The 4,930-nt window shown below is 68.8% G+C and carries 5 protein-coding genes; 3 read left to right on the forward strand and 2 right to left on the reverse strand.

Annotated features, from left to right (window positions below):
* The first annotated feature begins 127 nt into the window (after positions 1-127).
* On the forward strand, positions 128-1,207 hold the full coding sequence (gene purM, locus BHU15_RS35580; RefSeq protein WP_069630889.1) for a phosphoribosylformylglycinamidine cyclo-ligase: 1,080 nt from the start codon (positions 128-130) through the stop codon (positions 1,205-1,207).
* Positions 1,208-1,305: 98 nt separating this feature from the next.
* Here purM and BHU15_RS35585 read toward each other — a convergent pair whose 3' ends face one another.
* Both BHU15_RS35585 and BHU15_RS35590 read right to left on the reverse strand, forming a co-directional pair.
* The gene (locus BHU15_RS35585) at positions 1,306-1,554 is read right to left on the reverse strand and encodes a DUF3073 domain-containing protein (RefSeq protein ID WP_023540536.1); all 249 of its coding nucleotides are present in this window, start codon (positions 1,552-1,554) and stop codon (positions 1,306-1,308) included.
* A 300-nt stretch (positions 1,555-1,854) separates the two neighbouring features.
* Positions 1,855-2,955, reverse strand: coding sequence for a Leu/Phe/Val dehydrogenase (locus tag BHU15_RS35590; RefSeq protein ID WP_069630890.1), 1,101 nt, complete (start codon positions 2,953-2,955; stop codon positions 1,855-1,857).
* A gap of 152 nt (positions 2,956-3,107) precedes the next feature.
* Between BHU15_RS35590 and BHU15_RS35595 the strand changes: the two genes are divergently transcribed.
* Positions 3,108-3,956, forward strand: coding sequence for a DUF8083 family protein (locus BHU15_RS35595; protein WP_023540538.1), 849 nt, complete (start codon positions 3,108-3,110; stop codon positions 3,954-3,956).
* 548 nt (positions 3,957-4,504) lie between these two features.
* On the forward strand, positions 4,505-4,711 hold the full coding sequence (bldC, locus tag BHU15_RS35600; protein WP_003949541.1) for a developmental transcriptional regulator BldC: 207 nt from the start codon (positions 4,505-4,507) through the stop codon (positions 4,709-4,711).
* Positions 4,712-4,930 lie beyond the last annotated feature (219 nt).

A 4,930-nucleotide genomic window follows, 5' to 3' on the forward strand; every position in this document is an offset into this window, starting at 1 on the left:
CCCGAACTCACGGACCGGAACCCATGGACCCGATTCCACGGACCCGATTCCACGGACCGGAACCCACGGACCCGATTCCACGGACCCGAACCGAATCTCCGCAGCAATGACACGAAGGCTCCCCGACATGCCAGCTGAATCCTCCGGTGCCTCCTACGCCGCCGCGGGCGTCGACATCGAGGCCGGCGACCGCGCCGTCGAGCTGATGAAGGAGTGGGTGAAGAAGACCCAGCGCCCCGAGACCGTCGGCGGTCTCGGCGGCTTCGCGGGCCTCTTCGACGCCTCCGCCCTCAAGCGCTACGAGCGCCCGCTGCTCGCCTCGGCCACCGACGGCGTCGGTACGAAGGTCGACCTGGCCCGCAAGATGGGCGTCTACGACACGATCGGCCACGACCTCGTCGGCATGGTCGTCGACGACCTGGTGGTCTGCGGCGCCGAACCGCTGTTCATGACCGACTACATCTGCGTCGGCAAGGTGTTCCCCGAGCGGGTCGCCGCCATCGTCAAGGGCATCGCCGAGGGCTGTGTGCTGGCGGGCTGCGCGCTCGTCGGCGGGGAGACCGCCGAGCACCCCGGCCTTCTCGGCGAGGACGACTTCGACGTCGCCGGCGCCGGCACGGGCGTGGTCGAGGCCGACCGGCTGCTGGGCGCGGATCGTATCCGTACGGGTGACGTCGTGATCGCCATGGCGTCCTCCGGACTTCACTCCAACGGGTACTCACTCGTCCGGCATGTCGTGTTCGACCGGCTCGGCTGGTCGCTGGAGCGCGAGGTCGCCGAGTTCGGCCGCACGCTCGGCGCCGAGCTGCTGGAGCCCACCAAGATCTACTCGCTGGACTGTCTGGCCCTGACCAGGACCACCGAGGTGCACGCTTTCAGCCACATCACGGGCGGCGGTCTTGCCAACAACCTGGCGCGCGTCGTGCCCGACCATCTGCACGCGACGGTGGACCGTTCGACGTGGGCGCCCGGCGCCGTCTTCGACCTGATCGGTTCGGCGGGCCAGGTGGAGCGTACGGAGCTGGAGAAGACGCTCAACATGGGCGTCGGCATGATCGCCGTCGTCCCCGAGGAGTCGGTCGACACGGCGCTCACCACCCTCGCCGACCGGGGCGTGGACGCCTGGGTGGCCGGTGGCGTCGTGGACCGGCAGAGCACCGGCACGGCCACCACGGGCGCGGCTCTGACCGGGGACTATGCGAGCTGAATCAGGTCCGGCGACGGGCCGCCGATGTCATGGTGAAACCCGGTCCGGGGAGCCCGGACCGGGTCACATGGATGATTTCTTTTTGAGGTGTACGTACGTCAAGCGCCGCGACGCTGTGACGACGGGCCGGACTCATCGTCCTCTTCGTCGTCGTTGTACAGCTCCGCGTACTGTGCGTACGGGTCATCTTCCTCTTTGTCATCCTCGAACGGCTCCGCGTTCGGCGGTTGACTCGAAGGCGATGCGCCCAGCTCATTGGCCAGACGCGACAGGTCTGTCCCGCCGCTGTTGTACTTCAGCTGGCGGGCGACCTTTGTCTGCTTGGCCTTGGCCCGGCCGCGCCCCATGGCTCGACCCCCTCGGTGACGGGGCTCCACGGCCCCAGAGTCTTGACACGCGTTCATGTTTCAGAACGAGCTCTCCGCAGAGAGACCCGTCCTTAGGACTTCAACGGTACCTGCTTCCGCGGCCATACGGTACGCCGCCCGCATGACGCGCCTCGGCGCGGGACCGGCGAGAACGGATGTCCTCGCTGGTCAGCTGCGATTTTAACCTCTTCTGGAGGGGCGACCCGCCGACCGGGGTGAGTCTCGTCTCCCCCCGGAGCCGCGCGGTGGCTCCGCGTCGGCGGATCGCCCCCGCGGACCTCAGCGGGCGCGTGCCTCCGAGATGCGCTGCTCGGCGATCCGGTCGGCCGCCGCGGCCGGCGGAATCCCGTCGTCCTTCGCACGTGCGAATATTGAAAGCGTCGTGTCGAAGATCTTCGCGGCCTTCGCCTTGGACCGCTCGAAGTCGAATCCGTGCAGCTCGTCGGCGACCTGGATCACGCCGCCCGCGTTCACCACGTAGTCCGGCGCGTAGAGGATGCCGCGGTCGGCGAGATCCTTCTCGACACCCGGGTGCGAGAGCTGGTTGTTGGCCGCCCCGCACACCACCTTCGCGGTCAGTACGGGCACGGAGTCGTCGTTCAGCGCGCCGCCCAGCGCGCACGGCGCGTAGACGTCCAGACCCTCGGTGCGGATCAGCGCGTCGGTGTCGGCGGCCACCGCGATCCCGGGGTGCCGCTCGGTGATCCGGCGCACGGACTCGTCCCGTACGTCCGTGATCACGACGGAGGCGCCGTCCTGGAGCAGATGCTCGACCAGGTGGTGCCCGACCTTGCCGACGCCGGCGATGCCGACCTTGCGGCCCCGCAGCGACGGGTCGCCCCACAGGTGCTGGGCGCTCGCGCGCATCCCCTGGAAGACACCGAACGCCGTCAGTACGGAGGAGTCGCCGGCGCCGCCGTTCTCGGGCGAGCGGCCGGTCGTCCAGCGGCACTCGCGGGCGACGACGTCCATGTCCGCGACATACGTACCGACGTCGCAGGCCGTGACGTAACGCCCGCCGAGCGAGGCGACGAACCGGCCGTACGCCAGCAGCAGCTCTTCGGTCTTGATCAGCTCGGGGTCACCGATGATCACGGCCTTGCCGCCGCCGTGGTCCAGACCGGCCATGGCGTTCTTGTACGACATCCCGCGCGACAGGTTCAGCGCGTCGGCGACGGCGTCCTGCTCGGAGGCGTACGGGTAGAAACGGGTGCCGCCCAGGGCCGGGCCCAGGGCGGTGGAGTGCAGGGCGATGACTGCCTTGAGCCCGCTGGCGCGGTCCTGGCAGAGCACGACCTGCTCGTGGCCACCCTGTTCGGAGTGGAACAGGGTGTTCAGTACATCGACGGTTGCGACAGGGGCTCCGGTCACATCGGTCACGGTGGTGACTCCCAAGTACGAAGCGGTGTAGGCCCTCCTGGGGGTGTGGGAGGGACTGTTTGCGCATGAGGGTAAGTCCTACCGTGACGTAGATCCGACGCAGTGCTCAGGATCACCCTCCCGGGGGGTACGGGCATGGCACGATTCGCCCCATGCCAGCGGTGTCTTCACTCCTCGTCCCTTACGCCTCCTACCTGCGCGTGTACGAGCCTCTGGCGGCCTTCCCCGAGCCGGAGAGAAGCCACTGGGCGCGTTACGCGGCCCGGGAGCGCACACCGACCGCACAGGACGAACTCCGGCGCTCCCTGGCCGACTTGCTGCCCACTCCGCCGGTCCCGGTCCCCGTGCACGAGAGCGCCGACGCGTTCGTGACGGAGGTGGACGGCGTGGTGTGCGTCTGCCCGTGGCGCACCCGGCTGCGCGGCTGGCTGGCCCTGGAGTCGCTGGACGGCACCTTGCCGAAGCCGCTGCTGGAGGCCGTACTGCCGTCGGTCGTGCGCGAGCAGGCGGCGGCGGACTTCGAGCAGTGGCGCGAGCGCAATCCGGACGCCCGGCCGTGGATCAGGACGGCGGTCTGGCAGGTGCCGGTGCGCTGGTTCACGCTCTTCGCCGACGACGAGCGGGAGTACCGGGCGTACGAGGAGGAGGGCCCCACGGCGCCCGCCCTGCGCTACCGGACCCCGATGGTCCAGGCGCGGCGGCGGCTGGCCCGCGCGCTGAAGGCGCTGCGGGAGTCGGTCGACGAGGGGCCGCTGATCGAGGGCCTCATAGACGTGGGCCGGTGGCTGGAGGAGTTCCACCCCCGCTCGCTGGTGGAGCTGGACTACGGCGGGCTGGTGCACGCCCTCACCGGACCGCAGCTGGCCGACGACCGGTCGGCGGCGGACGTGGCGGCGGGGATCGCCGCGCTGCGGGCCGGCGACGGCGAGGCGGCGAGCGAGGCGTACGAACGGCTGGCGGAGCGCTGGCGGGCGGTCAGGGACCGCCAGTTCGCCAACTGAGGAGCTGGGCCTGCGGGTGCGAGGCCGCGCTCGACGGAGCGTACGGGCGCGGACGCGGAGGGTGGCGCGGACCGGCGCGTGGGGCCACATGTCGCGCGCCGGGGGACCAAGGCCCCTATCCGGGTGCTTTGCCTCAAGCGTGACGGACCGCACTAACGGGGCTCTTGCGCCCATCACCCACCCTCGTGTCAAAATAGGACAAGGAGTCCGGGGAGGGCTCCTTCCGCCCAAGTAAGGGTGGATTGCTCAGTATTGCGCTCTATGGGGGGTCTCGTGACTCCTGATTGCTCCTGTGACTGATCGTCACTGCGACGTAACTGTCCGCTATGGCATGGTCCATCGGCTTCCGTCGTTGATGAACACCTGAGAGGGCAATTCCATCGGTTTGGCCGACGAGGCTGGACAGATGGTGTAGTTGTAGTGCCGAGGACAAGCCGTTCGTCCTATAACCGACTCGGCCCGCGTCCGCCATTTCGGGCAACGCGGGTCAAGGTGCAGAATTTAGAGGAAAGAACCGAGATGGTTCGGTTCTCCCGAGGAGGCCGCTCATGACCGCTCGCACCCCTGATGCCGAGCCGCTGCTGACCCCGGCTGAGGTTGCCACGATGTTCCGCGTGGACCCGAAGACGGTCACACGCTGGGCAAAGGCCGGCAAGCTCACGTCCATCCGCACGCTCGGTGGGCATCGCCGGTATCGCGAGGCAGAGGTCCGCGCACTGCTCGCGGGTATTCCGCAGCAGCGCAGCGAGGCCTGAAAAGCCTCGTCAGGGCACAGCTGACAACCAACCAACCCCAACCGGACACCCGGGTCCCCAATCCGGTCGTCCAACCTCATAGCTCCACATTGATCCACACAGCTTCACAACGCAGGACACGACGGGCACCTGCCCCAACAGGGCCCACGCTCCCGCAACACGGGGCAAGTCACTTCTGATCGCGCTGGACTCCGCCGGGTCCAGCGCGATCAGAAGTGA

The sequence above is a fragment of the Streptomyces niveus genome (assembly GCF_001723055.1).
In the GTDB taxonomy this organism is placed as follows: domain Bacteria; phylum Actinomycetota; class Actinomycetes; order Streptomycetales; family Streptomycetaceae; genus Streptomyces; species Streptomyces niveus.